The sequence below is a fragment of the Chromobacterium haemolyticum genome (assembly GCF_009936155.1).
In the GTDB taxonomy this organism is placed as follows: Bacteria; Pseudomonadota; Gammaproteobacteria; order Burkholderiales; family Chromobacteriaceae; genus Chromobacterium; species Chromobacterium haemolyticum.
Genome location: NZ_AP019312.1, coordinates 4610622 through 4635438 on the forward strand (window position 1 = coordinate 4610622; position 24817 = coordinate 4635438).

21 protein-coding genes are annotated in these 24817 nt (G+C 65.3%); 2 read left to right on the plus strand and 19 right to left on the minus strand.

Annotation, left to right across the window (positions count from 1 at the left end; translation table 11 throughout):
- Positions 1 to 339: 339 nt before the first annotated feature.
- Both GYH29_RS21280 and GYH29_RS21285 read left to right on the plus strand, forming a co-directional pair.
- Complete coding sequence (locus tag GYH29_RS21280; protein ID WP_019102518.1) at positions 340 to 1032, plus strand: response regulator transcription factor; 693 nt, start codon at positions 340 to 342, stop codon at positions 1030 to 1032.
- A 4-nt stretch (positions 1033 to 1036) separates the two neighbouring features.
- Complete coding sequence (locus GYH29_RS21285) at positions 1037 to 3400, plus strand: ATP-binding protein (protein ID WP_161524358.1); 2364 nt, start codon at positions 1037 to 1039, stop codon at positions 3398 to 3400.
- Here GYH29_RS21285 and GYH29_RS21290 read toward each other — a convergent pair.
- The 19 genes from GYH29_RS21290 to invF all read right to left on the minus strand — a co-directional run bounded on the left by GYH29_RS21290 (position 3352) and on the right by invF (position 24627).
- Positions 3352 to 3648: an acyl carrier protein gene (locus GYH29_RS21290; protein WP_141113173.1), complete on the minus strand. Its 297-nt coding sequence runs from the start codon at positions 3646 to 3648 to the stop codon at positions 3352 to 3354. The genes GYH29_RS21285 and GYH29_RS21290 overlap by 49 nt on opposite strands.
- Positions 3645 to 6335, minus strand: coding sequence for a hypothetical protein (locus tag GYH29_RS21295; protein WP_161524359.1), 2691 nt, complete (start codon positions 6333 to 6335; stop codon positions 3645 to 3647). The genes GYH29_RS21290 and GYH29_RS21295 overlap by 4 nt, the downstream gene beginning before the upstream one ends.
- Before the next feature lie 233 nt (positions 6336 to 6568).
- Positions 6569 to 7753 carry a type III secretion system needle tip protein SctA gene (gene sctA / locus GYH29_RS21300; protein WP_019101326.1) on the minus strand — a complete coding sequence of 395 codons (1185 nt, stop codon included), beginning with the start codon at positions 7751 to 7753 and terminating at the stop codon, positions 6569 to 6571.
- A 140-nt stretch (positions 7754 to 7893) separates the two neighbouring features.
- On the minus strand, positions 7894 to 9153 hold the full coding sequence (locus GYH29_RS21305; protein WP_161524360.1) for an IpaC/SipC family type III secretion system effector: 1260 nt from the start codon (positions 9151 to 9153) through the stop codon (positions 7894 to 7896).
- 16 nt (positions 9154 to 9169) lie between these two features.
- Positions 9170 to 10924, minus strand: a complete 1755-nt coding sequence (sctE, locus tag GYH29_RS21310; protein WP_019103388.1) for a type III secretion system translocon subunit SctE — start codon at positions 10922 to 10924, stop codon at positions 9170 to 9172.
- Positions 10921 to 11424: a type III secretion system translocator chaperone SicA gene (gene sicA / locus GYH29_RS21315; protein WP_019103389.1), complete on the minus strand. Its 504-nt coding sequence runs from the start codon at positions 11422 to 11424 to the stop codon at positions 10921 to 10923. The genes sctE and sicA overlap by 4 nt, the downstream gene beginning before the upstream one ends.
- A 269-nt stretch (positions 11425 to 11693) precedes the next feature.
- Complete coding sequence (locus GYH29_RS21320) at positions 11694 to 12857, minus strand: EscU/YscU/HrcU family type III secretion system export apparatus switch protein (RefSeq protein WP_107731455.1); 1164 nt, start codon at positions 12855 to 12857, stop codon at positions 11694 to 11696.
- A 1-nt stretch (position 12858) separates the two neighbouring features.
- On the minus strand, positions 12859 to 13635 hold the full coding sequence (gene sctT / locus GYH29_RS21325) for a type III secretion system export apparatus subunit SctT (RefSeq protein ID WP_161524361.1): 777 nt from the start codon (positions 13633 to 13635) through the stop codon (positions 12859 to 12861).
- A 5-nt stretch (positions 13636 to 13640) separates the two neighbouring features.
- Complete coding sequence (locus GYH29_RS21330; RefSeq protein WP_019104573.1) at positions 13641 to 13901, minus strand: EscS/YscS/HrcS family type III secretion system export apparatus protein; 261 nt, start codon at positions 13899 to 13901, stop codon at positions 13641 to 13643.
- Positions 13902 to 14091: 190 nt separating this feature from the next.
- Positions 14092 to 14751: an EscR/YscR/HrcR family type III secretion system export apparatus protein gene (locus GYH29_RS21335; RefSeq protein WP_043589695.1), complete on the minus strand. Its 660-nt coding sequence runs from the start codon at positions 14749 to 14751 to the stop codon at positions 14092 to 14094.
- Positions 14741 to 15634: a YscQ/HrcQ family type III secretion apparatus protein gene (locus GYH29_RS21340; RefSeq protein ID WP_081548841.1), complete on the minus strand. Its 894-nt coding sequence runs from the start codon at positions 15632 to 15634 to the stop codon at positions 14741 to 14743. The genes GYH29_RS21335 and GYH29_RS21340 overlap by 11 nt, the downstream gene beginning before the upstream one ends.
- Complete coding sequence (locus GYH29_RS21345) at positions 15634 to 16686, minus strand: SpaN/EivJ family type III secretion system needle length determinant (protein WP_161524362.1); 1053 nt, start codon at positions 16684 to 16686, stop codon at positions 15634 to 15636. Before GYH29_RS21345 ends, GYH29_RS21340 begins: the two co-directional genes overlap by 1 nt.
- Positions 16674 to 17126, minus strand: a complete 453-nt coding sequence (locus GYH29_RS21350) for a hypothetical protein (RefSeq protein ID WP_019103510.1) — start codon at positions 17124 to 17126, stop codon at positions 16674 to 16676. Before GYH29_RS21350 ends, GYH29_RS21345 begins: the two co-directional genes overlap by 13 nt.
- The gene (gene sctN / locus GYH29_RS21355; protein ID WP_043589687.1) at positions 17110 to 18399 is read right to left on the minus strand and encodes a type III secretion system ATPase SctN; all 1290 of its coding nucleotides are present in this window, start codon (positions 18397 to 18399) and stop codon (positions 17110 to 17112) included. The genes GYH29_RS21350 and sctN overlap by 17 nt, the downstream gene beginning before the upstream one ends.
- Positions 18396 to 18803, minus strand: a complete 408-nt coding sequence (spaK, locus tag GYH29_RS21360; RefSeq protein ID WP_043589685.1) for an SPI-1 type III secretion system chaperone SpaK — start codon at positions 18801 to 18803, stop codon at positions 18396 to 18398. The genes sctN and spaK overlap by 4 nt, the downstream gene beginning before the upstream one ends.
- A gap of 15 nt (positions 18804 to 18818) precedes the next feature.
- Positions 18819 to 20882: an EscV/YscV/HrcV family type III secretion system export apparatus protein gene (locus GYH29_RS21365; protein ID WP_161524363.1), complete on the minus strand. Its 2064-nt coding sequence runs from the start codon at positions 20880 to 20882 to the stop codon at positions 18819 to 18821.
- Between the two features lie 106 nt (positions 20883 to 20988).
- Entirely contained in the window at positions 20989 to 22122 is a 1134-nt protein-coding gene (locus GYH29_RS21370; protein WP_019103024.1) for a YopN/LcrE/InvE/MxiC type III secretion system gatekeeper, read from the minus strand.
- Entirely contained in the window at positions 22112 to 23851 is a 1740-nt protein-coding gene (gene sctC / locus GYH29_RS21375) for a type III secretion system outer membrane ring subunit SctC (protein ID WP_161524364.1), read from the minus strand. The genes GYH29_RS21370 and sctC overlap by 11 nt, the downstream gene beginning before the upstream one ends.
- Positions 23848 to 24627 (minus strand): AraC family transcriptional regulator InvF, encoded by a 780-nt coding sequence (invF, locus tag GYH29_RS21380; protein ID WP_019100065.1) that lies wholly within the window; start codon positions 24625 to 24627, stop codon positions 23848 to 23850. The genes sctC and invF overlap by 4 nt, the downstream gene beginning before the upstream one ends.
- Positions 24628 to 24817 lie beyond the last annotated feature (190 nt).

The window sequence follows — 24817 nt, forward strand, 5'->3', positions numbered from 1 at the left end:
CACAAGGCGCAGCCGGCGCGGAATAATGGCCTGCTGGCTGTCTTTAACAATCCGGGGAACGAGATCACGAATGCGCACGCTTTCGCCTCCGGCCCCGCCGCAGGCAACGCCGGCCGCGCCGCAGCGCCTGGCCCGTCCCGCCATTCCATTCTCCGTTCCCTCAACCGGCCAGACCGGCGGCGCAAGCGTTCCAAGCCGCCAAACCTTTGCGTAATGGCCTATACCAAGCCTGATGCCGGAGCGAAACCGGAGCCGCCGCCCGCGCAACAGAGTACACAGGTTCAGAGACATAACCATGGCGCAAGGCGCAGCCGCGCCGCCATCTGTTGGGATACTCATATGCCTGATGCCAAATCATTGCGGAGCCAGCCGATACAGATCACCTTGCTGGATGATCACCTGATGGTGCTGAACAGCCTGGCCGGCCGCCTAGCCGATGAAACCGACCTGAACGTGGCTGGACAATTCACCAGCAGCGCGCCGCTGATCCAGCATCTGAAGCAGCACGACGGCGTCGACGTCGTGGTTACCGACTACGCGCTCAGCCCCGGCGACATCGACGGCTTCAGCCTGATCCGCGGCCTGCGCCGGCGCTTCGCCCGAGTGCGCATTCTGGTGATGTCGGCCTACTACACCCCGGCCACGGTGGCGCTGGCGCTGCGCTGCGGCGCGCACGGTTTCATCGGCAAGGAACAGAGCCTGGACGAGCTAGTGGCGGCCATTCGCCTGCTGGCCGACGGCCACGGCTATCTGAGCCCGGATATGAGCGCCGCGCTGGACGAGAGCTGCGCCAGCCTGCCGCCGCCGCAGAAAGCCATGCTGCGCAGCCTGCTGGATCACCCTGAGTTGTCCCCTCGCGAACGCGAGGTGCTGCGCTGCTGCCTGGACGGCATGACGGTCAGCGACATCGCCGTCAAGTTCTCCCGCAGCATCAAAACCATCAGCAACCAGAAGCAATCGGCGCTGAAAAAGCTGGGCCTGCGCAGCGACAACGAGCTGTTCAAACTGCAAAGCCGGCTGGCCAGCCACTAAAACCATGCATGCGCGCCTCTTGCTGTTCTCCTGTCTGCTGCTGGCGTTCTGCTTCCCGGCTGGCTTCTGCCGCGCCGGCCTCAATCCGACGGAACGCGCCTGGCTGGCCAAGCACCCGGTGGTGCGTTATGCGATAGACCCGCACGGCTGGCCTATCGAATACATGGAGGACGGCGAGCACCGCGGCCTGACCCAGGCGTATCTGAGCCGCATATCCGAGATCAGCGGCCTGCGCTTTGAGCTGGTGCCGGTGGCCAACCGCCAGCAAGCGGTGGACATGATGCTCAGCGGCCGCATCGATCTGCTCACCGCGCTGTCCTCCGGCCTGATTCCGCCGGAGGTGGGCCGGCGCATCCGCTTCAGCGACCCCTACTTTTCCGGCAGCACCGTGCTGGTCACCCAGCCGGACAAGCCCATCGTGTTCAGCACCTCCAAGCTGTCCGACAAGACCATCGCGGTGGAAAGCGGCGACCCTTACGAATACTTCCTGCGCGAGAATTTTCCCGCCGTGGACATCGTGGCCACGCCCACGCCGCTGGCGGCGCTGGACGCGGTGGCGGACGGCAAGGCCTACGCCGCGGTGGGGCTGGACGCGGTGATGCAGTCCGTGATCCGCCGCCGCTATTACGGCTCGCTGCGCATTGCCGGCAGCGTCAGCGAAATGCCCAGACTGGTGTCGATGGCGGTGAACAAGGAGCAGCCGCAACTGCTGTCCATCATCAATGATTCGCTGGCGCAGCTGACCGCGGACGATACCCAGCAAATGCTGGAAGACTGGCTGCAAACCACCGATTACGGCGCGCCCTCCTGGCGCTCCATCGCACGCTACTACGCGCTGGAGCTGGCCGGCGTCAGCCTGGTATTGCTCTTGCTGCTGGCGTTCGCTCAGCGCGCCCACGCCGCGCGCCGCGCCGCCCAGCGCAGCGAGGCGGAGAAATCGACGTTTCTGGCGGTGATGAGCCATGAAATCCGCACGCCGATGAACGCGGTGCTGGCCTCGGTGGAACTGCTGCGCCAGTCCGAGCTGCCGCCGCGCGAACGCGAGCTGGCGGCGCTGGCCAACGCCTCGGCGGTGAATTTGCTGGAGCTATTGGACAATGTGCTGGACGTGTCCAAGCTCAACGCCCGGCGGCTGCGCCTGGAGCCGCTGGCCACCGACGCGGCGGCGCTGGCCAGCGGCGTGGCGGCGATCTATCGCGCCTGCGCGGAAAAGAAAGGGCTGGAACTACAGCAGGAAATGTTGGGTTTGTGCAGCCGCCTGCTAGTGGTGGACCCGGTGCGCCTGCGCCAGATTCTGAGCAATCTGCTCAGCAACGCGGTCAAGTTCACGCGTCAGGGCAAGGTGAGCCTGCGGCTGGAACTGCAGGAAATAGAAAAGGAACGGGCGCTGCTGTGCATCCAGGTCAGCGACACCGGCATCGGCATCGCGCCGGAACAGCAGGCCCGCTTGTTTCAAGAATACGCGCAGGCGGACAATACCCAGCAGCGCTACGGAGGCACCGGGCTGGGCTTGCTGATTTGCCGGCAACTGGTTGAGTTGATGTCCGGCCGCATCGCGTTGGACAGCCAGCCGGAGCGCGGCACCACGGTCACGCTGTGGCTGCCGGTGCGCCATGCGCCGGCCGAAGCCGCCGCGGAGGCAGAACCGGACGCCGTCAGCGCGCCGGCGGCGCTCAAGGAAGCCTGCGACCCCATCCTGGTGGTGGAGGACCAGCCGGCCAATCGCTTCATCATCGCCCAGCAGCTGCTGCAACTGGGCTACCGCGCGGTGACGGCGGACAACGGCGCCGCCGCGCTGGCCTTGCTGGATCAGGGACAGCGCTTTGCGATGGCGCTGCTGGACTGCAACCTGCCCGGCATCAGCGGCTATCAACTGGCGCTGCGGCTGCGCCGCCACCCGGCGCTGCAGTGGCAGCCCTATCTGCCCATCATCGCCATCTCGGCCACTACCGGCATAGAACACCAGCAGCGGTGCCTGGACAGCGGCATAGACAGCTGCCTGACCAAGCCGCTGCGGCTGGCCCAGCTGGAACAGATCATGACGCTGTGGCTGGATCACCGTCCCGGTCCGGCGCCCGCCGCGCCGGCCCCGCCCGACGGCGAGCTGACGCAGTTGCTAAGCCACAGCTGCGACGCCGACGCCGCCGCGCTGCGCCAAGCCTTGCAGGCGCGGGACTGGCCGCAAGCGGAACATTACGCTCACCGCTTGCACGGCGTGGCCCTCAGCGCCGGCCTGCCGCGCTTGCCCGCCCTGGCGGCGGAAATGCAAACCGCGCTGCGCCTGCCGCAGCCGGACTCCGCCCGGCTGCGGGATCTGCTTCAGGCGCTGGAGGCCGCGTTGCCGCAAGCAGAGCCTAGTGGCGACTGAGCGACGCGGCGCGCCAGCTGCCGCTCCACCACCTGGCAGACATGGGCCACGGTCTTGATGTCGACGATGTCGTCGACGCCGATCTCGATGCCGAACGCGTCGTTCAACAGCAACACCATGTCCAGCAGCTCCATCGAGTCCGCGTACAACTCGTCCACCAGCAAGGCCTGAGGCTGCAGCTTGGACTCCTCCACCGACAGGCAACAGGCCATTACCGCCACCACTTGTTGCTCAAGTTTGGGGCTCACTGCGCCGCTCCCTTCACACCGCTGGCATCAAAATACTTGCCATCCACGGTAGTGATAACACGGGACGGCGCTTTGGCACTAACGCCCAGCCCCTCCAACAAAGCCCCCACCAAGGGATAAGGCCCCCCAGCAACAGACGGACACAGATTTGTCTGGTCTCGTAACCGCTGGGCGAACTCCGCCAATACCAGGCGCTGCGGATGCGTGCTCAACGCTTGCCTCAAAGTCTCCGGCAGAGCGGCCTGTTGCTTCAAAGCGCCTTCCGACAAGGTATCAACCAGTAGGCTTCCCCAGCTCTTTTTCGTCTCAATCGGAGTGTCGTCCACAGGCTTCAAGGCTGCGCGCAATCCATCCATCAAGGCCTGGCTGGCGGACAGCTGATCCAAGGCCTTGTTCTGACGCAGCTCGGCCACTTTGACACCTAGCTTGCTCATGGTCACTGGCTGGAAACGCATCGAGGTCAGCTCGGCCGGCACGCTATCCGCGGGCTTCGAGGCCCCGCTCAGTCCATCCATCAAGGATGTGTTGACGGACAATTGCTCCAAGCCCTTGTTCTTCCTCAGCTCGGCCACTTTGACCGTCGATTCGTTCATAATCACCGGCGAGAAATACTCCGTGGTCGGCTCCGCCGCTTCCAGATCAGGTCTTGCGAACTGAAGCCGCTCCACTTCTTGGGCCGCTGGCGCGGCGGTGGCACCGTTCAGCATCCCTTGCAGGAAGGCTTGCCTGCGCAGATCCATCGCCTTGGGTTCTGCGCGCGCCGCTTCCGCGCCGCCATCGGCCAGAACCGGCGGCGTATCCGTCCGCGTCGGCGCCGTCAACGGCTGGCTGTATTGCGCGGCGGCGTTGGCCACCGGCTGGCTGAAGGCTTGCAGGACATTGGGCTGCTCTCTTAGCTCTCTTAGCAAAGCACCTTCCACGCGCGGGCTGTTGCCGCCCGCCAGCGTTTGGCCCGTGGCCGGCGCCTGGACGGACGCCCAGTTCAGCAAGCGCCGGATCACGCAGTCCTTGTCGCCCTCGAACTTGCCGATGCTGGTCAAGCGCGCTGTTTTCAGGATCTGGCCGCGCAGCTGCGCCTGCTGCGGGTGCTGTTCCAGTCCCTGCCGCAAATGCTGCCATGCTGTTTCCGACATCGCCGCACCATAAAGTTTTTCGTCCTCGCTTGAGCCGGGCTTGGGCAAAAAGGCATCTCGCGCCTGCACCAGGGGGCCGCGATCCAGTTCGCTGCGGCTGTCCAGCAGCATGGCGGTGCGGATGTCCTGCGCCAACGCGCCGGCCGCCTTGTTGGCATCGGACTGGTAAATGACGGACTTCAACACCACCTCGGGGAAACTGCTGCGCCAAAGCTTGAAAGACAGCGGGGAAGCTGCGGTGGTGTCGTCAGCCTGCGTGGACGCATCCGCGGGGATCACCACGCGCTCGGCATCCGTCGAGCTGACGGTGATGCGCGAGGTGTCCAGATCCGTCACCGGCGTTTGCACTTCGGTCGTACGCGACGTTCCATCGCGACCGCCGGTTGCCTCCGTTTGCGTCTCCATGGAGCGGAACGAACGCCCTGCGCCATCGCCAGAGGCGGCCGCGCGGCGGGTCTGCCCATCGCCGCTCTCCGACCCGCGCTGAGCGCCTTGCTGCTGATGCATCTTCAGATTCAAACGTTGCACCAGCCTGCTCGGATCTCGCCGTCCTCGGGCGGGCCGCTGGCTGCGGCTGCTGTTGCCACTATCGGAGGTATTGCCGCTATCCGTGATATTCACGCTGTTATCGATGGTGATGCCACCGACATTGATGGTGATATTGGGCCCGCCCGCCGGCGCGGCGGAAGGATCGGGTTTGGGAGCCTCCGGCCCCTTGGGCTCGTCGGGAAGATCCGGCGTCGCTCGCGGCGGCGCTTCCTGCCCCAACCCCTCCAGCAGGCTGCGCAGCAGCTGCGGCAGGATGGCGACGGTGTCGAGGTCGCGCGCCAGCGTGCCCACGCTGACGCCGCGCTGCTCTATCAACTCCCCGCGCCGCTGCCGCAGTTCTTCAAAAGCCTTCATCGCCGCGCTGTCCACCAGTTCGGTTAGGCGCTGACAGGTGCTCTCGTCCAGCTGACGTCCCAAGTGGGACTCGACGCGAGACAGGATGAAAGGCACCACCTCGCGACGCATGAAGTCATTGCCCAGCTGCAACAGGCCGCCCGGGCATTGCTTCTCCAGCATGGCGGCCAGCTTGTGCTCCAGCTTGCTGCGCTGCTGATATTGCTTGTCGGTTTTAGGCGTCCATGGGCCAAAAGCGGATTTTTCGCCCAGGCCGTCCTTCAAGATCTTGTCGGTATACTGCTGCGCCAGCCCGTCCAGCGCTTGGCGCGCCTGTTCGCTCAGGCCCTCCTGCCGGCTCAACTGGCTGTAGACCTTGGCGAATTCGGCGATTTCCAGCTTGGCGTAGCGGTTGGGCGACTCCTGATACAGCTCGCCCAGACGCTGAGACTGCGACGAGGCGGCGAACAAGGCCGCCACGCTATCGCGGCTGTAGTCCGCCTTGTAGCTGGCCAGATCGGCCAGCGAGTGGCGACGCGGCGGTGCGGCGGCGCTGCTGCGCGCCTCGCTCAACCGCCGCGCCAAGGCGCTGGCCGGCCGCGCCGGTCCATTCAACAGCGCGGACAGGTCCGGGCAGGAATGGGCGCGTGATAATCCGGAAAGTCCCGGCATGTTGCTCTCCTAAAAGCCTGTTCACGATCTTGCGAGCAAGAGCGAGACAAGGCGAAAACGAGCGAAAAAGCGGAATGTACGAAGGGTACATGAGCATTTTGAGCTGGTTTTTAACGCCGTATCGCCGCAGCGCAGCAGTGCGCGAACAGGTTCTAAAATGTTGATGGCGGTTGACGACAACCTGAGGTCCGAGCAGCGTCGGCGCGCTCGGCCCCAGGCGTCAGGCCGCCTGCTTAACCTTGCAGGAAGGACTTGGCGGTTTCCGTGCAGCTGCTGATGGTGCTGCTGAGCACCTTGACCAGGTTGTCGAACAGCGAGTTGGCATTGCTGTATTTCTGGGTCAGCGTTTGCAGGGTGTTCTTCAGGTTTTCTTCCTGCGCCTTGAAGCCGGACTGCCAGGACTGGAACTTGGCGTTGTCCATTTCCACCTTCTTGCCTTTCTCCGGCACGCCGCCCGCCAACCCTTCCAGCGCGGTCATCATTTTCTGCACCGGACCGGTGTCGATGACCACCACGTACCTGCCTGAACCCTTGGGTTGTTCCTTCGCACATTCCTTGGGCAAGCCCAATTCCGCGGCCCATTTTTCCGCTTCTTCCTTGGCCTTTTCTGGCGTATCGGCAGTGCTGACAAACAACTCCGTGTTCTCGTATTTCTCCTTCAATGTCTTCAGCGCGGCATACAGATCACCCACATTCAAAGTGACTTTGTCGCCCTTGTCGTTGGATGAGATCCAACCGGCCATCTGGGACAGGATGTCGCTGAACTCTTGGTAGAACTCGATGTATTTGCCCACCACGTTCTCATATACGCCCAAGTAGCCGTCCTTGATGTTGCCGATGGACTCGCTGATCATTTCCCACAGTTCGCGGTCGGAGATCATGTCCTTGGCCGCGCCCGGCGCCGGGGCCGACATCCGCGCGGCAAACTCCTGCGCCGCGGGCGGTGCGTCGGCGAACACGTCGGCGATATCCGCTTGCAGCTTCGACTTTTGCTCGATGGACATCACATAGCCGCTATCTCCCACGCTCTTCAGCGCGCCAACGAACTGTTGGGTTGCCAAGGTCTGCATGTCGCGGGCCTCGTCCAAGGCCCGCGTCAGCGCGCCGCGCTGGAATGCCACGCGCTCGGCCGGCGGCAGCTCGCCGCCGGCAATCGCCGCTTGCCGGCGCTGGGCCGCCAGATTGCTTTCATACGCGGCCAGTCCTTCGATGACGCGCCGGACGGTTTCGTTGGCCTGGCGCAACGCGTCGGCCTTGTTCTGAGCGGTATTGAGCGCGGACAGCTCCGGTCCTTGCGCTGCGGCGGCGCGGGTTTCAACGGCGACGCCGGCGACATCGGAGCGCGGCGCGGCGGCCGGGGTTTCCGTCGTTTGCGGCCGCGTCAGCGGCAAGGAGGATATGGTTTGAATGCCGTTCATGGGGATTCCCCTGCATGGCCAGCGCCGAGGCAGGCACCCAGGCGCTGGCGGGATGAATGGTATGGAAGGCCGGCCCGACCAGGATGGCCGGGCCGGCGGACGGAGCCTTAGATGGTCCCGTCCGGTTCCGGGCTAGCAAATCAGGCGCGAATGTTGCCGGCCACCGCCCCCATGGCCGCGTTCTTGGATTGGCTGATGCTGTCCAAGGTGCGCAGCAGTTCCTGGATGACGCTGTCGGATTTGCGGCTGCTCTCGCGGGTTTCCTCGGAGGCCGTATTGGCCACGCGGCTGGAAGCCTGGCTGATCTGCTGCTCGGACTGCTCCAGCGTGGCGGCGTAGCGGCCGGAACCGCCGGCGATATTGCTGGCCGCGGACGAGCTTTCCATGATCGCCTTGCCGGTGGTTTGCTTGGCCTGAGCCTTGAGCTTGGTGTCGTCCATCGTTTGCTGCTCGATCTGGCTCTTCACCGGCAAGTCCTCGCTGGCGCTGCTCAAGGCGGATTCATGCGGCTTGCTCAGGTTCTGGTTGCTGGACTTCAAACCGATCTTGTCGCCGGCCATGCCGTCCGCCACGCTGCCGGCGGCGTTGGACTGCATACCCGGCTCGCCCGCGCCCAGCTTGGCCGCGCCAGGCTGCTGCTGCTTCAGGCCCACATGCTTCAGGCTGTCGGGTTCCGCGCCCAACTTGACCGAGTTCTGACGGTTCAGCGTGGTCTGGATGTTGCGGCTCTCGTCGCCGGCCTTGGCCAGCTTGGGCGCGTTGTTCTTCAACGCGCCTCGCTCGGCGTTGATGCCGCTCAGACTCTTCTTGGCGCCAACGCCGGTAATGGCCATCTGGCCCACGCTCTGGACAACACTGCTGGACAGATTGGCCACGCCCTCGCGCACCATGGAGGCGGCAGTGGCCTTGGTGGCATCGAAACCCACCAGCGACAGCTTGCTGCTCAAGGTGTTGTCGGCGGTGCGCAGCGCCGACATCAGCACAATGGCGGCCACCATCAAGGCCGCGCCGTTGGGCGCCATGCCGCTGATGTCGAAGGGCTTGCCCTGTTCAGCCTGCTCCTTGACCTTGTCGTCCACCAGCTTGCTGACGCCGGACTCCACCTTCTGATACACCGCACCCAGGTCCTGAACAAAAGCCGGGTCCTGGGCTTTTTCGCTCAAATAGCTCTTCAGCGCGTCGGTCACTTGCTTGCTCACCTCGGCGGACGGCGGGCGCAGTTGCGGGCCGCTCATCACTTCGGCCAGCGCCTTGCCGTCGCGGCCGGCGCTGTTCAGGATGGGCAGGATGTCCTTGATGTCCACCAAGGACTTGGCGACGGAGGATTTTTCAGCCGCGCCGGCTTCGGTCGCTGTGGAATACAGGGCATGGGTGGAAACGGTATTGATAGTATTCGGCATAAGATTTTTTCCTAACTCAAGCGTGACTCTGACGCAGCACGAAACGGCCGGCTTCCGCGTTCTGCTGCAACGCGGAAGACATCATCGTGGTCAGGTCTTGGGTGACTTTCTGGGTGCTGGCGAAGACTTCCACCGCCTGCTTCAGCCATTGTTCGATCTGCTCCATCGCGGCGCGCGCCAGGGTGAAGTCGGCCAGCATGTCGCTGGCGTTCTTCATGAACACGCCCTGCGCCACATTGCCGCCGGCCTGGGTGGCGGCTTGCGCCACTTCCCCGCCCACCACCACGCGGTTGAGGGTGTTGGCCATCAGTTGCTTGGCCGCGGCGTCCTTGGGCAGGCCCAGGCTGTTGGCCAGGCGCTGGAAGCCCTGGGTCAACACCTTGCTGCCGTTCTTGGCCATTTCCTTGAGCAGGGTGGGCACCATCTTTCGCATCGAATCGCCCATCATCTTGCTCAGAGCGCCGCCCAGCTTGCTAGCGACGCCCTTGCCCACCATGGAAATCGCCACCACCGCGAAGACCATGGCAACCGCGGCGTAAATCATGCCGGCGATGGAGCCGATGGTATCCGCAAGGCTTTTATCCACGCCGAATGCCTTTAGCGTTTCACTGACGATCTTGCCCACCAGGTCCATTAGCGGTTTCAACATCGCCATGACGGCGTCCATGATCGGCTTCATGGCCTTTTCCATGAAGGATTCGCCGGTAGTGGCCTTGACCACCTCGTCCGCCACCATCAGCGCGAGGCCCACCGCGGCCAGCGCCAGGCTGGCGCCGCCGGTAAATACTGCGGCCACGACGCTGACCACCGTCAGCACCGCGCCTAGAATCTTGCCAATGCACCCCATGGTGCGATTGAGTTCTTCCGCCTTGCGCACTTCTTCCTGGTACTCGGCGGACTTCTTGTCCATTTCCTTCTGGCGGCCTTCCTGCATGGCCTGGAACAATGCCAGATCGTTTTTCAGGCTTTCTTCGCTGTTCTTGCCCACCATCTCGACGAACATCGCCATCAGCATGGTCAGTTTGGCCACGCCGGTCAGGTGGTCTTCCGCGCCTTGCTGCACCGCGCCGCCCTTGGTATTGAGCCCCTGAGCCTGGGTCAACAGCGAGTCGGCCTTGGCGGTCTTGTCCTTGGCCAGATTGTGCGCGTCGGTAGCGGCCTGTTCCGCCTTGTCGGCCTTGAGCTTGGCGGCCTGCGCCTCGTTGGCGGCTTGATCACGCGCCGCCAGAGCCTGCTGATAGCCGGCGTCTTCCGGCGTCAAGCCATCCAGCTTGGCCTGGGCCTGGGCCAGTTTCTGCTTGGCCGCTTCCAACGTTTCTTTGGCCGTTTTCAAATCGCCCAGCGCCGTCTGGTAGGCTTCGGTGGCTTGTTCCGCCTCGCCTATCGCCTGCTGCAATTCGTCCGACAGCTTCTGGCCCATCGCCGCTTGCGCGTCCATCATCGCGCGCCAGGTGGCGATACGGCTTTCCAGCTGCGATAGCGAAACGTTGCCCAGCAAGGACATCAACTGTCCCAGCAGCAGCGTCAGCTTGCCCGCGCCGTCCAGCTCTTCCTTGGCCTTGGCCGTGGGCTGGGTCAGCGGCGGCGTGTTCAAGTCGCTGCGCGGCTTGGCGGCGCCTGCGTCGTCGCTGACGCGCATCGTGAACAGCGCTTGCGCAGACTTCTGCGCGGCGTCGACGAATTTCTCGCTCGCCTGGGTGTTGCCCGAAAGCGCTTTCGCCAGCTCGGCACTGCCAAGATTGAAGCTTTGACCGATAGTGTTACCGCTCATGCTTGCTCCTTTTCCTGCTGACGGGATTGCTCGGCCTCCGTCTCCTGCAAACTGTCCAGATACACTTGGGCCTTGGCGCGCAGCGACTCGTCGTCGCTTTGTTCGCACACCAGCTCGAAACACTGCCTGGCCTTGGCCGCCTTGCGCATGAACAACTGGCACTGTCCGGTGAAGAACACCGGCCGGTAGTCGTTCTTGCTCAGGGCGAAAGCCACCGCGTACAGATCGGCGGCCTTCTGGAACTGTTTCTTGAGCTGGCACACTGCGGCCAGCCCCATAATGTAGTCGGGGTTGTAGAAGTCGTAGATGCATAGGAAGCGGAAGAAGGTTTCCGCTTCGTCGAGCCTTCCCTTGTTGTAAAAATCGTAAGCGTGGGCGTACAGACCTTCCATCATGTCCGGCGGAATGCCGTGCACGTCTTTCAGGGTGGCGCCTGCGCTTACCGCTTCCCAGACCATCTCTGCCAGGCGGTCGTCGCTGACACTGTCTTCAGGGTTCATCAAACATCTCCTAGTCGCTGTCACCAACCCGGCAGAGCTGGCTAGAGACGACGGTTGTCTTGGGTGTGAAATGACCGTCGTCGCTGTCATTTAACAGCGACCGACGGGGGGAAACATTCAGGAATCGCTCATGACGGGGGCGCATCGGATATCCGGGCTTGTTCAATACGGTCCTGCCGGCTTTGGGACCGCAGCGGCCAGGGAAGAGGCTGGCTTAGCCAGGCGAGGGCCTGCTCACGGTCCCGCGTGTTTTGAGGACGTGAATGCGCTCAGCCCTCCTGACCATCCCGCTTATCCACAGAAGCGGGCGTGCCGGCGGATTTATCCACAACAGAGCCGGCGGCGCTCGCGCCCTTCCCCTGCTCCGCCTGCGGCGGCGGCTCCGGTGCTGGCTCAGACGCCTCCGCTCCGGCGTTTTCCACCTGCTCCAGCCACATCAGCAAGCGCAGCACTTCCTCCACCTCGTCCAGGCTCACCAGGGAATAGCGGCGATGGCTGGCGAAAATGCGCCGCGCCAGCGGAATGTCGCGCACCACCGGCACGCCCACCTTCTCCGCGTAGGCCCGCACCGCCAGCGCGCGCTGATTGGTCTCCATCACCGAGATGAAGGGAATGGGCAGCAGCTCCGGCTTGAAATAGATGCCGACGGCGATATGGGTGGGGTTGGCCACGATCAAGCGCGAGTTTTCGATGTCGGACTTCACCTGCTCGGACAGGATTTCCATATGCGCCTCGCGGCGGCGAGACTTGATCTCCGGATTGCCCTCCTGCTCCTTCATCTCGCGCTTGACCTCCTGCTTGTCCATCTTCATGTCTTTCATGAACAGGAAGTACTCGGCGATCGCATCCAGCACCAGCACCGCGACGATGCAGCCCAGGCAGGTCAGCACCAGCGCCAGCAGCAGTTCGCGCCAGATCGCCGCCATGCCCATCGGGTCGCCGTTGAGCTGGGCGAACAGCAGCGCCTTGTGCTTGTGCCACAGCACCAGCACCGCCACCACGAAGCTGGCCAGGTAGAGCAAGGCCTTCACCGCCTCCTTCACCGTGCGCAGGCTGAACAGCTTCTTGAAGCCGTTGACCGGGTTCAAGGCTTCCAGATTGAGCTTCAAGGCCTCGCTGGCCAGCACGAAGCCGCTTTGCAGCAGCGAGGGCAGCGCGGAGGCGACGATGCACAGCAGGAAGATGGGCAGCAGCAGCTTGATGCCCAGCCAGACCACCGCCTGGGCGTAGCCCTGCATGTCCTGCTGGAAGCCGCCGGCGATCACCTGGCGGAAGGCACCCATCAATTCCACCAAAGATCCAAAGGACACCAGATAGGCGACGCCGCACAGGGTCAGGCAGGCCACCACCAAGTCGCGGCTCTTGAAGGACTGGCCTTTCTTGGCCGCGTCCTGCAGGCGTTTGCGCGTCGGTTGTTCAGTCTTGTTCGACATCTCAACGCACCGGCGCGCTCAGCCAGCCGGGCAATGCCTGCGGCGGGAAGGCCAGCCGCATCACCGTGTCCGGCAAAATCGGGCCGAAATACATCAGCATGATCAGCAGCGCCGCCGCGCTCTTCACCGTCAGCGACACCGCGAAGGCGTTCATCTGCGGCGCGAAGCGCGACAGCAGGCCCAGCACCACCTCGGACAGCAGCAAGGCCGCCACCACCGGGCTGGCCAGCACCACCGCCTTGCTGATCACCTGATTGAGCAGGCTCAGCGTCGGCTGCAGCGCCGGCGTGCAAACGCCCAGCGGGTCGCACAGCTGATAGCTCTGACGGAACAAGTCCAGCATCAGGCTCATGCCGCCGCCTTGCAGATAAACCGCGGCGGCGAACAGATTGAACATATTGGCCAATTCCGAAGTGTCCACCCCGTTGGCCGGGTCTATGCTGCTGCTCAAGGTGGCGCCGCGCTGGTTGTCTATGATGCTGCCCAGTGCGTGGAACACCCAGAACGGCCAGGCCAGCAGGCAGCCCAGCAGCAGGCCCACCGCGGCCTCGCGCGCGATCATCGCGAGGAAGGGCAGCGCCTGAAAGGCCGGCAGCGCCTCCACCGAATGCGGCCACAGCCCCAGCGCCACCAGCATGGTGGCCGAGGTGCGCACCACGCCGCTGAGCACATTGCTGTTCAGGAAAGGCAGGATGAAAAACACCGGCGCCACGCGGGCGAAACCGAGCGCGGCCGAGGCCACCCAGCCGTGGATTTCGAAGAACAGGCCGAACTGCATCCGCCTCAGCCCCTGGCCAGCGCCATGCGCATCACCTCCCGGCCAAAGCCGAGCAGGGTTTCGCCGTACCAGCCGGACAGCAGGAACAGACACAGGCTGACGCCGAACAACTTGATGCCGAAGGGCAGCGTCTGTTCCTGCAACTGGGTCACGGTCTGGAACAGGCCCACCAGCAGGCCGATGGCGGTGGCGACGATGATGGGCCAGGCCGACATCAGCAGCACCAGGTACAGCGCCTTGTTGCCGGCGAACACCAGATCATTCATAGCAAAACTCCAAAATTGAGGCGGGCGGCATGGACAGCGCGGCACTCCGCCCGCGCCATTAAAGCCATTCAGCTCTCCAAGACTCGGGAAGCAAAACCGAGCGCAGCGGCCAAGGCAAGGCGCGCCGACGCAGACAGTGCATCTAGCACGGCAAGGAGGCGCAACGCAGCATTGGCGGTTTTGCCGCCCATTACGTCGCCAGGTCCAGGTACTGCAACACCAAGCCCTTCGACAACAAAGTCCAGCCATCCAGCGCCACGAACAGCACCAACTTGATCGGCACCGAAATCGTCACCGGGCTCATCATCATCATCCCCAGCGCCAGCAAGATGCTGGAGATCACCAAATCCACCACCACGAAGGGCAGGTAGAGATAAAAGCCGATCTTGAACGCGCTCTTGATCTCGCTGAGCGCGTAGGCCGGCAGCAAGGCGAAAATGGACGGCTGTTCGTCCTCGGCCGCATTGCCGGTTTCGCGTTCGGTGCGCTGTGCCTGGGCTTTTTCAAAGAAGCTCACCAGTTCCGGATCGGAATACTTCTGCAAATAGCCGCGATAGCCGTCCAGGCCGTTCTCGACGAAGTTGCTCACCGACTCCACGCTGTTGAAGCTGACCTGCTCTTCCTGGTAATGGCTGTAGGCCTGCTGCGCGATCGGCAGCATCACGAACATCGACAGCATCAGCGCGATGCCGTTGAGCGTCATATTGGACGGCACCTGCTGCAAACCCAATGCGTTGCGCACCATCACAAACACGATGGAGAACTTGATGAAGCAAGTGCCGGAAGCGATCAGAAAAGGCAGCAGCGTGGCGAAAGCCAGCAGCGCGATCAGCGAAATATCATTCGACATCGGCGGCTCCGCCCAGCCACTCCGTCACTTCCACCCCCAGATGACCGGCCAGCTGCACCAGCTCCCCGCGTCCCAGCAGCGCGCCGTTGGCGCGCACTTCCACCCGCCGCTCAACATCGGCCGGCAGGTTCAACAGCCGGCCACGACACAAGTCCTGCAACTCCGTCAGCGTCACCCGTCCGCGATGCAGCACGAACTCCAGTTCCACCGGCAGCTGCCCCATGTCTTGCGCCGGCGCTTCCTGCTCCGTCGCCTGTTGCGATTCATCCCACTCCATGACGATTCCTTCCTCGTACGATTGATAAGTGCCCAGCGCGCGGTCGTGGCAGCGCACCGCCGCCGTCGGCTCGCGGATCAGCAGCACGTCTCCGCGCGCCACTCCTCGCAGCAGACCCAGGCTGAGGCGGCTGTCGCCGATGACGAAGCGCAGCGGCCAACTCAGCAACGGCGCCGGGTCCAGCGCGTCTCCCGCCTCGAATTCCGGCGCGCGCTCCAGCCACAGCGGCCCCTCCGCGCACATCACCCGCAGCAGCGCTTGACGCGGCAAAGCGTCGCCCGGCCCCGCTTCGCCCAGGCTCAAGCGCTGATAGGCCAGCTCCGGCATCGGCGGCGTCAACGGCCGTTCCGCCGCCGCCAGCCATTGCGCCGCCTGCGCCTCCACGCCGGCGGACAGCGCCAACCGCGCCAGTTCCGGCGCGGCGCTCTCCAACCAGGCGCGCGGTTGCAGCCAGCCCCGCCAGCGCTGTTCCGCGTCGGCCACCGACAACCACAGGCCGTCGCGCGGCGGCGTTTCCAGCGTCGCGTCCCAACCCTGGCGCCGCCAAGCCGCGGCGGCGCGCTGCAAAGCGCGCTCTCGCGCGTCGATTTGTCTGAGCGCCAGCATCAGGCGTCCTCCTCCTCATCCCGCTGCGGCTGCTGCCGGCCCTGCTCGCGGCCGTCGTCGCGGGCCATCTGCCATTGCTGCGGGTTGCCGGACTGCCATTGCTCGCCCAAACGCTGTTGCACCAGGCTGTCCGACGGCTGCAGGCTGAGCACGCCGCCGGGCTGGCTTTGCACGTTCACCGTGTGCTCGCCGCCCCAGCGCTGGAAGCGGTAGGTCAGGCCCGGCTGGGCCGGTTCCGGCGCGCTGGTCGCGGACAAAGTCGTTTGGGCCTGAGCCTGGGCCGGGTCCTGGCGCGGCCGCGCCGGCGGCGCGGTGTCGCGCGGCGGCGTCGCCGGCGCGGACGCTTGGGCCTGCTGCGGCGCAACCGCCGCTGCGGCGGCCGGCGCGGTCTCGTTCTTGCGCGCCTCGCCGCCTTCGCGCGCGACGGCCGGCGTCGACGCGGAAGCCGGCGCGGCGGTGTCCACTTTCGCCCTTCCATGCGGTGTCGATGTGGCAAGCGGCATCGCGATAGACGCTTCGGCGCTCGCGGCGGCCCCTGGAAGCGCAGTCTCGCCCTTGCCCGGCGTGTGCTCGGCTTTGTGCTGCGCGGCAGACATCGACGATACCGGCTTGAGCCTGGCCTCGGCCGCCGGCGCCAGGCTGGCCGCGTGCTTAGCCGCCAGCGCGGCTGCGGCGGCATGCAGACCCTGCGGTCCGACGACGGTCTTGCCGCGTGCGGCGGCTGCCGAACGTTCTCCGTCGCCCAAAGGCGTCTGCCCCCGCTTGCCCGGCGCCGACAAAGCGGCTTCCGCCGCATGGCGGCCGCCGGCGTTCAACCGCGCCGCGTTCCAGTGCGGCGGCAGCGGCGGCTGCCACAGCGCTCCTGCCGGCAGACGGAAGCGGTCTTGCTCGCGTTCGCCGGCCACGTCCTCGCCGTCGCGGTCCGGATCGGCGGCGTCTCTCCGCTGTCTTTGGGCTTCGCGGGCAAAGGCCTCGGCGGCGCCGTCCGCGTCGGCCGCGGTTGCCGGCCGGGTATCCGCGCTCGGCGCGGGAATGGGCGTCATCGCTTCCATATCGTCCTCTCTTCCTGCTCGGCCTCGTCCAGCCGCAAACGCCGCATGCGTTCCTGACGGCGCTGCAACTTGGCCCAGCGTTGATACTTGTCTTCCTTGCGCAGCCATTGCCGGCGCAAGACCTGTTGTTCCTCGCGCCGGCCGGCCAGGCCTTGGCGCTGTTCTTCCAGCTGTCCGCTTTGCAGGTCCAGGTTTTGCAACTGGCGTCGCAGCACCGCCTGCTTGCGCTGCAGCGCGAACAGCTGGCCGCGGCTCATCGCCCCGGCCGGCCGTTGCGCCAGCAGCAATTGGCGCAGGCCCTGGCCCTGCGAGGCCAAGGCCTCTTGCTCCGCCGCCAGCGCGCCGTCCTGGCGCGCCAACTGAGCCAGCTCGGCCTCGCAACGCGATTGCGCCGCCTGACAACGGCGCAGCAGCGCGCCCAGCTTAGGCAACAAGCTCATGCAAGCTGCGCAGGGTGTCGGCGAACCCCGCGCCCTCGTCCACCGGCTGGCGCAGCCAGCGGCGCAGCGCGTCGCGCGCGTTCATCGCGCGGTCGTTGTCCGCGTTCTCGCCCGGGCGGTATTCGCCCAGGTCGATAAAGACTTGCAGCTCCTCCAGCCGCGCCATCAAGGCGCGCAGCGCCGAGGCCGCCTGTAGATGGCCGCCGTCGCACACCTGGCCGGCCACGCGGCTGGCGCTCTTGAGCACATCGATGGCCGGGTAATGGCCCTGGCCGGCCAGCTTGCGGCTCAAATAGATGTGGCCGTCCAGAATGGAGCGGATCTCGTCCGCCATCGGGTCCGGCTCGTCGTCGCTTTCCAGCAGCACGGTGTAGAAGGCGGTAATGCTGCCGCCGCGGGTGGCGCCGGGGCGCTCCAGCAGCCGCGGCAGGCTGTCGAACACCGAGGCAGGGTAGCCGCGACGCGCCGGCGGTTCTCCGGCGGCCAGCGCCACGTCGCGCAGCGCGCGGGCGTAGCGGGTCATGGAGTCGACGAAGAGCACCACTTTCTTGCCCTGATCGCGGAAGTATTCGGCCACCGTGGTGGCCAGCAGCGCCGCGTTGCAGCGGTCCACCGAGGAGAAGTCCGAGGTGGCGAACACCAGCGCGCAGCGCTCGCGCTTGGGCGAGGCGCGCAGCGATTCGGCGAACTCGGTCACTTCGCGGCCGCGCTCGCCGATCAGGCCGATGACGAAGACGTCGGCGTCGCTCTGCTCGATCAGCATGTGCATCAACATGGTCTTGCCGCAGCCGGCGGAGGCGAAGATGCCGACGCGCTGGCCCACGCCGCAGGTCAGCAGGCCGTCGATGGCGCGCACGCCGGTGGCCAGCGGCTCGCGTATGCCCACGCGCCGAGAGTACGGCGGCGGGTCGGCGTCGATGCCGCGCTCCTCGCCGCCCACTCCGGCCTCCGGCGCGAAGCGCTCGACGATGCGGCCGGTGGGGTCCAGCACCGCGCCCAGCGCGGACTCGCCAATCCAGGCGGCCAAGGCGCGGCCGGTGGGCTGCAACACTGCCTCGCGCGACAGGCCGCGCGCGTTGCCGATCAGGCTGAGCACCGCGCGCGGGCCTTGAAAGCCCACCACCTGGGCGCGGGCCACCACGTCGCGGTCCTGCCAGCTGCGGCGGATGTCGCACAGTTCGCCTATCGCCACCTCGGGCAGCGCGGCTTCCAGAATGGGGCCGGACAGGCGTTGCGGATACGCCAGCCGGCGCAGCAGGCGCGGCGCTTTCATCGCAGCAGCGACTCGCTGAAGCGCTCCAGCGCGTCGAAGAAGCCGTTCAGCGCCTCGGAGAAGCGCTTGCCGTCGGCCAGATAATCCGGGTGCGCCATCGCCTTCAGTTCCAGATAGCCCTCATTGGCGGCCAGTTGCAGTTGGCCGCCGCGGGCGAAATGGCAGCCCTGCATCAGGTCCTGCAAGAGCTGGGCGGCGCGCTGGGCCAGCACCGCCTCGTTGTGCTCGCCCAACCGCGACCACAACCACACCTCGCCATCCTGAGCGCTGACGTGAATGCTGGGCAGATCGTGCAAGTCCAGCGCGATGGTGGAATGGCTGTCCAGTTCGCCCAGCAGGGCGGGATCGCAGCCGCTTTCTTCCAAGGCGGAGCGGACCAATTGGGCGATATCCATGGCGAACATAGGCGGAATCCTTTTTTAAATGGTTTTGATCACGTTCACCGACACGCTGTCGGCGATTTCGCCGAAGGACACCACTTCCAAGTCGCGGAAGCGGGTTTCGACCAGTTTCTTGATAAAGCGCCGCACGTCCACCGAGGCCAGCAGCACCAGATCCTTGTGCGCGATGCCCATGCCGTCCAGGCCGAGCGCGAACAAGTCCATCAGTTCGTCCGAAGCCGCCGGCTCCAGGTTGAGGAAGGCGCCGGCCGAGGTCTGGCGTATGCCCTTGCGCACCATGTCCTCCACCTCGGCGGACATCATCACCGCGCGCAGTTCGCCGCCGCTGGCGAACTTGTGGCAGATGTAGCGCGCCAGCGCGCCGCGCACGTGCTCCACCAGATTGATCACGTCCTTCTCGCGCGGCGCCCACAGCGCCAGCGCCTCCATGATCAGCTTCATATTGCGCACCGAGATGCGTTCGGCCAGCAGCCGCTGCAGCACTTCGGCGATGCGCTGCACCGTGGCGTGGCGCAGCACTTCCTTGAGCAGGTCCGGATATTTGGCTTCCAGCTGGTCCAGCATGTGCTTGGTTTCCTGGACGCCGAAGTATTCGTTGACGTGACGCGCCAGCAGCGCGGCCAGGCAGTGGTAGAGCTCGTCCAGCGCCGGGCGCAGCTGGTAGCCCAGCTTGGCCAGCTTGTCGCCGTCGGCCGGGCGCACCCAGGCGCACTGGCTGGCGCCCTGGGCGCTGAACACCGGCTGCACCCCAAGCGCGGCGGCCTCGTCCGAGTAATTGACCACGCGCACCAGATCGAAATGCAGTTCGAACTCGTCGGCGCGGATTTCATTGATCAGCACCGCCGCCCGGTTGTCCGGCAGGCCTTCGCCGTCGCGCAGCAACATATCCGGCAGCCGTACGCCGTAGTCGATGAAAAACTGGCTGCGCAGCCGCTCGGCCAGCTGAGCCTGTTCCAGCGCGGCGCGGCGCGCCTTGGGCACCAGCAGGATCAGCGGCACGGTCTCCGCCGCCACCTTGTCCAGGTTGCCGATCAGACCCAGGGTGCTGTCCTTGCCGCCCGCCGGCGTTGCGCCGGCGGCCACGTTAGCGGGGGTCTGGGCCGCGCCCGGCGCGCCTTTGCGTGCCATGCGGCGCTTGTAATAGAACAGGCCGCCCAAGGCCGCGGCCAGGATCAGGAACACAATCAGCGGGAAGCCGGGCAGCATGCCCACCGCCAACGCCAGCACCGCAGTCACCACCAGCACGAACGGGTTGCCCAGCAACTGGCTCATGATGTTGCGGCCCATATTGTCGCTGTCGCCGTTGACGCGGGTGACGATGAAGCCGGCGCTGATGGCGATCAGCAGCGCGGGAATCTGCGCCACCAGGCCGTCGCCAATGGTGAGCATGGTGTAGGTGGACAGCGCGGTGGACAGGTCCATGCCGTGCTGGGTCATGCCCACGGCGATGCCGCCGATGAAGTTGACGAAGATGATGATGATGCCGGCGATCGCGTCGCCCTTGATGAACTTCATCGCGCCGTCGAAGGAGCCGTAAAGCTGGCTTTCGCGTTCCAGCACGCTGCGGCGTTCGCGCGCGCCGTCGGCGTCCACGATGCCGGCCTTGAGGTCGGCGTCGATGCTCATCTGTTTGCCGGGCATGCCGTCCAGAGAGAAGCGCGCCGCCACCTCGGCCACCCGTTCCGAACCCTTGGTGATCACGATGAACTGCACCACGGTGACGATGGAAAACACCACGAAGCCCACCGCCAGGCTGTCGCCGATGACGAACTGGCCAAAGGTGTTGATGATCTCGCCCGCGTCGGCCTCGATCAGGATCAGGCGGCTGGTGCTGATGGACAGCGCCAGCCGGAACAGCGTGGTGATCAGCAGCACCGAGGGAAAGGTGGAAAAACTGAGGATGCGGTCGATGTAGAACGAGCCCATGAACACCAGCACGGCGATCACGATGTTGAGGCCGATCAGGAAGTCCACCAAATAGGTGGGCAAGGGGATGATCAGCATCGCGATGATCATCACCATCAACAGCAGGATCAGCAATTCCGGCCGCGAGCGCGCGCCGTTGAGCAGGGAGTTAAACACCGTTAGTCATCCAAGCGATTCGATATTGGCGACGGGCCGCGGCCCGCCGGAAAAAACAGCCAGGCAAGACGGGACGCGTCCCCCCGCCTTGCCTGGCGGCTCTCGTTTACTCCGCGCCTCCGCCCTCGGCCTCGCGCCGGCGCTCGGCCAACTCGTGGCGGTAAGCGATGGCGGCCAAACGGCGGAATTCCTCCTGCAAGGCGTCCAGCCAGCGTTCGTCGACGAACAACTGCGGCGGCAGCGCCTTGCAGGCCTGGTACAGCGCCTGCAGCAAGGTGGAATGCTCGCTGTGGCGGCTGAGCAAGGCGGTGTCGCCCACCGTCTCCGCCAGCAAGCCGTCCAGTTGCTGCGGCTGTTGCAGCAGCGACAGCAGAAACAACAACCAGTCCGCCTCGCTGGGGTTGAAGGCGCACACCTGCGGATTGCTCAACATGCGGCCGACGAAGAGCGCGTCGGCGGAGCGCAGCAGCTTGAGCTGGCTCAGCCGGCCCAGCAGGTTGCCGAACTCCAGCCGCGAACAACTGGCGTCCAGTGAATCAATGTCGGCCAGCAGCGCGCCTTCGATGAAGTCCAACACCACCGCTCTGCGCTGGTAGCCGTAGCTGCCCACCCAATCGGCGTAAATCTCCGCTTCCGCCGCCTCGCTCTCCAGAAACTGGCGGTAACTGGCGCGCAGCAGGCCGGGGCTCAGCGACAGCGCCTTGCCGAACAGCCTCGCCTTCAGCGCGCAATTGATGCCGGCCTTCAAAGGCTTGGCCTCGGCCTGGTCCTCCACCTGCTTGAGCAGGGCCTGAAGGCGCTTGCGCACCACCTCGTCCAACTGACGGCGGCGCAGCAGTTCGCGCAGCACCAGCACCAGATCGCTGTCGTCCGGAAACAAGGAACGCGCCTGGCGCAGCAACTCCTCGGCGCTGATCCCGTGGGACTTGGCCACGTTCACGATCTGCTGCGCCTTGGGCTGGGCTTCCTCGTCCAGCACCCGTTCGAAGCTGTCGGCCAGATGGCCCAGTTTCTTGTCGTAATCGCGGCGGTTGCGGAACTGGGTCAGCGCCGCCGACATTTCATCGGTGGATTGGACGAAGCGCTGCACCTCGGCCGCCGGGCTGGCGTCCTCCACCTGCTGCGCGTCCGCCTGTCGGGCCTCGCCCTGACGCTGGGCGTCGCGCTGAGCGTCCAGCTTGGCCTGGTGCTTGGGCGAACGGACGCCGAAGACCGGCGGCGGACGGCCGCTAATGTCCACGCGTAGCGCCCTTGGCCGCGCCGTCGGCGCGCTGCTCGCGGTCCAGATAATTGCGCACCCATTGCTGCAACGGGTCGCTGTCGATGCCGCCCTGCTTGGCCACCTCCGCCGACAGATCGCTGGCGTCCGGCGTCAGCGGGTCGTCGATCTCGCGCGGCTGAATCAGGAACACGCGCACGGTATTGCTCTGGTTCTGGCTGCGGTAGCGGAACAGGCCGCCCACCAAGGGCAGGCTGCCCAAGAACGGCACTTTGTTGTTCTGTTCGATATTGGCGTCGCGGGTGTAGCCGCCTATCAGCAGGCTCTTGCCCTGCGGCACGCGCGCCACGGTGCTGATGCGGGTGCGTCCCACCTCGGGCAGGGCGTCCTGCGGGTCCTTGTCGTAATCCGGCGTCTTGGCCTCGCGGCCGTCCTCGATGTTCAGCGACATTTCGATCTGGCCGTCGGCGGAGAAGCGCGGCAACACGCTGACCAGGGTGCCGTAGGTCACGTGTTGCAGGCTGGCATTGCGCTCGCCCACCAGCTTGGCGTAGAAGGTGCGGCTGTTGTCGAAGATAGCCGGCACGTTTTCCTGGGTCAGCACCACCGGGCGCGACACCACATTGGCCTTGTTCTTCTGCGACAGCGCCATCACGGAGGCGATGAAACGGGTGCCGTCCAGGGTGCTGAGGGAGGAGGTCTGGTTCAGCGTCACGCCCAGTTTGTTGCCCACGGTGGCGCTGCCGCTCCAGTTGACCCCCAACTGATCCAGATCGCCCTTGTCCAGGTCTATGATCCACAGCGACAGCTCCACGTGGCGCTTGGCCACGTCCAGCGCCAGCGCCAGGTTCTCGATGAAGCGCACCTGTTCGGCCGTACCCTTGATCAGCAGGCTGTTGGTGTCCGGATAGGCGATCACCTTGATGTCGCCGGCCGCCGCGTCCTGCTTCAGCGCGTCCGGCAGGCTGAGGCCGGCCTGATAGGCCGGCGCCTTGGTCTCTCCGCCGGCGGGAAAGTCCGGCATCGCCGGGATGTCGCTGCCCCGCGCCGGCGGCCGAGCCGGATTGACGCCGGCGGTCTGCAAGGGCTTGTCTTCGCCCTGCAGCAGCTTTTCGATCACCGTGGCCATGCCGGGGATGACGATTTTCTGGTCGCGCAATTCATAGCTGCGGTCGCTGACGAAGGTGTTGTTGAGCCGCACCACGCCAATCTTTTGCCGGCCTAGTTCGATGCCGTCGCTCTGCTTATCCATGAAGCCGGCGGCGTTGACCACAAGGTCCACGAAGACCGGCGGCCCGGATACGTAGAAGGTTCCGCTACGGTTGTCGCCGCGTAGCGGATAGCGTTTGTCGTAGAGGCCCGACTTGCGCAGGAAGTCGTTGAAGGCGGAGAGCGACACATTGCGCAGCGACACCACCGCATTGCGGGTTTCACTGGCGTCGTAGACATAGATGGCCTGGCCATCGTGATACCAGATCAGGCCCAACTGCTGGGTCATCTTATCCAGCAGCGCCTGCGGGTTGGCCAGGTCGAAATCGCCGCTGATCTGCTTGCGCGCCGCCTGCTTGCTGACGATCACCGGCTTTTTCAGCCGCGAGGAAATCGCGTCGAAGAAAGAACGCAGGCCCTCCTTCTTGGCAACGTAACCGGCGGAGTCGGCGGCGCGCGCCGGTTCCGGCGCGGCGGCGGCCGGCACGGACGCGAGCAGCGCCGCGGCCAGCAGCGCGGCGGATAAAAAGCTTCGATTCATTTGGTGGCCAGTTGAATGATGTTGGACAGACCGCGAGGCGAAACGCCGATCAGTCCCTTGATTTCATTGGAAAAATGCGACGACGAGGCGTAGCCGTGCTTGAGCGCCACCTGGGTCAGGTTTTCCCGTCCCTCCGCCACGTCCAGCAGCGAACGGGCCATGCGCCAGTCTCGCAGCTCGGTCTTGGCCGCGTTGCCCAGCGCATGGCGGCACAAGCGGCGGAAGTGGGAGTAAGACACGCCGTAGCGCTCGCCCAGCGCCTGCAACTTGTCGCCGCAGACGGACTGGGCCAGCAGGAAGCGCACCAGCCAATAGCTCTCGCTGCGGCGCAGCAGCGCCAGCAAGGCGGCGAAGGCCGGGGACGGCGTCAACACCTGCAGCAAGAACCAGTACTCGCAGCGCTTGCGGTCCTGCCAGGCCATCAGATCGACCAGCGGCAATTGCGCGCAGCGCGCCTCGCTTGCAGGCGCGTCCGCGTCTCGCGCCTCGTCGGCCTTGGCTTCGTCGACGAAGGCCAGCAGCTTGCTGAACGCCTCCAGCCGGACAGGCTGAAACGGCAACGCGCCGGCAACCACGCTCACTTCCACGCGGTCCAGCAACAGCAAGCCCTGCCAATCCGCCGCCAAGGTCAGCGTTTCCACGCCCTCTTCCCAGCTCAGTTCCAGCCGCGCCTCTTCCCGGCGCGGCGGCAGCAGCCAGACGTCCTGGGCCGGCGCGCAGCGCTTGGCGGCGGCCTCCAAAGTCTCCAGCGGGAGCAACACATCGTTATCGGTCATCGGTCAAACGCCCTGCCGGGCTCGTGCTTGGACCGGGAAAGTGTCCCCCAGCGCCGCGGGCGAATCCTGATGCAAATCTGATGGGAACCCGAGTTTTCGCTCCAGCGCCCGCCAGACATAAAGAACAGGCCCGCCGCTGCGGCGCCCGCGCGACAAAAGCCGCCACGAGCACGCTCACGCCTCCCCCGCG

Excerpts from the sequence above, each read along its gene's own strand:
- GYH29_RS21280 (WP_019102518.1), top strand. The coding sequence starts at position 340 with ATGCCTGATGCCAAATCATTGCGGAGCCAGCCGATACAGATCACCTTG.
- GYH29_RS21285 (WP_161524358.1), top strand. The coding sequence starts at position 1,037 with ATGCATGCGCGCCTCTTGCTGTTCTCCTGTCTGCTGCTGGCGTTCTGC.
- GYH29_RS21295 (WP_161524359.1), bottom strand. The coding sequence starts at position 6,335 with ATGCCGGGACTTTCCGGATTATCACGCGCCCATTCCTGCCCGGACCTG.
- sctA (WP_019101326.1), bottom strand. The coding sequence starts at position 7,753 with ATGAACGGCATTCAAACCATATCCTCCTTGCCGCTGACGCGGCCGCAA.
- GYH29_RS21305 (WP_161524360.1), bottom strand. The coding sequence starts at position 9,153 with ATGCCGAATACTATCAATACCGTTTCCACCCATGCCCTGTATTCCACA.
- sctE (WP_019103388.1), bottom strand. The coding sequence starts at position 10,924 with ATGAGCGGTAACACTATCGGTCAAAGCTTCAATCTTGGCAGTGCCGAG.
- sicA (WP_019103389.1), bottom strand. The coding sequence starts at position 11,424 with ATGAACCCTGAAGACAGTGTCAGCGACGACCGCCTGGCAGAGATGGTC.
- GYH29_RS21320 (WP_107731455.1), bottom strand. The coding sequence starts at position 12,857 with ATGTCGAACAAGACTGAACAACCGACGCGCAAACGCCTGCAGGACGCG.
- sctT (WP_161524361.1), bottom strand. The coding sequence starts at position 13,635 with ATGCAGTTCGGCCTGTTCTTCGAAATCCACGGCTGGGTGGCCTCGGCC.
- GYH29_RS21330 (WP_019104573.1), bottom strand. The coding sequence starts at position 13,901 with ATGAATGATCTGGTGTTCGCCGGCAACAAGGCGCTGTACCTGGTGCTG.
- GYH29_RS21335 (WP_043589695.1), bottom strand. The coding sequence starts at position 14,751 with ATGTCGAATGATATTTCGCTGATCGCGCTGCTGGCTTTCGCCACGCTG.
- GYH29_RS21340 (WP_081548841.1), bottom strand. The coding sequence starts at position 15,634 with ATGCTGGCGCTCAGACAAATCGACGCGCGAGAGCGCGCTTTGCAGCGC.
- GYH29_RS21345 (WP_161524362.1), bottom strand. The coding sequence starts at position 16,686 with ATGGAAGCGATGACGCCCATTCCCGCGCCGAGCGCGGATACCCGGCCG.
- GYH29_RS21350 (WP_019103510.1), bottom strand. The coding sequence starts at position 17,126 with ATGAGCTTGTTGCCTAAGCTGGGCGCGCTGCTGCGCCGTTGTCAGGCG.
- sctN (WP_043589687.1), bottom strand. The coding sequence starts at position 18,399 with ATGAAAGCGCCGCGCCTGCTGCGCCGGCTGGCGTATCCGCAACGCCTG.
- spaK (WP_043589685.1), bottom strand. The coding sequence starts at position 18,803 with ATGTTCGCCATGGATATCGCCCAATTGGTCCGCTCCGCCTTGGAAGAA.
- sctC (WP_161524364.1), bottom strand. The coding sequence starts at position 23,851 with ATGAATCGAAGCTTTTTATCCGCCGCGCTGCTGGCCGCGGCGCTGCTC.
- invF (WP_019100065.1), bottom strand. The coding sequence starts at position 24,627 with ATGACCGATAACGATGTGTTGCTCCCGCTGGAGACTTTGGAGGCCGCC.